The sequence below is a fragment of the Acetobacter sp. DmW_136 genome (assembly GCF_008690365.1).
In the GTDB taxonomy this organism is placed as follows: domain Bacteria; phylum Pseudomonadota; class Alphaproteobacteria; order Acetobacterales; family Acetobacteraceae; genus Acetobacter; species Acetobacter oryzifermentans.
Map to the genome: position 1 here is coordinate 1 of NZ_VHON01000105.1, position 661 is coordinate 661.

Annotated in this window: 1 protein-coding gene and 1 pseudogene; both read right to left on the reverse strand. The window is 59.9% G+C overall.

The features are described 5' to 3' along the window. A pseudogene (locus FKW31_RS15905) lies at positions 1-371 on the reverse strand (MotA/TolQ/ExbB proton channel family protein); the annotation flags it as partial. A 107-nt stretch (positions 372-478) separates the two neighbouring features. Further along, on the reverse strand, positions 479-661 hold a 183-nt coding region (locus FKW31_RS15910; RefSeq protein ID WP_193562102.1), incomplete at its 5' end, for an energy transducer TonB.

Below are 661 nucleotides of genomic sequence, written 5' to 3' on the forward strand. Positions count from 1 at the left end.
GCCTGCTCAATGAACTTGGTGATCATGATATACCATGTGCCCAAAGACATGATGAGCATGATCAGCAGCACGCCGCGGGCGATGATATCACCGTTGGACCACAAAGCCCCCAGACCGTAGGGGTTGGCTTCTTCCTTGGTGTCTGCCGCAGGTGGGGCCTGTTCGGCCGGTGCGGGTGCTGGGGTGGCATCCGGTGTAGCGGCAGGCGCCGGTGCGGAAGATGGCGCCGCATCGGGGGCTGGAGCCGTGGCCGCAGGCGCTGTGGGGGCTGCATCCTGCGCAAAGGCCGCAACTGGAGCGGCCGTGCTCATCAGCAGCGCCAGAGCCGGAGCGGCAAGACCTGACACAAAAGAACGGGGCAGTCTGGTCATCTTCCTCATAATCCTCATCATCAGGGCCCAATCCGCTACCCTGTTACGCAAGCAGATCGGGCAATCCGTATTTGTACTACTGGCCAGTATGAAAAACTGACCCCGTTTTAGTCATCCAGCCTAAAGCGAATGACATAGACCTTGTGCAATTCCTTCACCGGAGCGCCATTGCGCGTGGCCGGGCGATACCGGGCCTTGTGCACGTAATCCAACGCAGACTGAGCAAAGGCCTGCCCCCCAGAAACCGACTGCACATGGCAGTTGCTGGTCATGCCCGAAGGTTCCACATC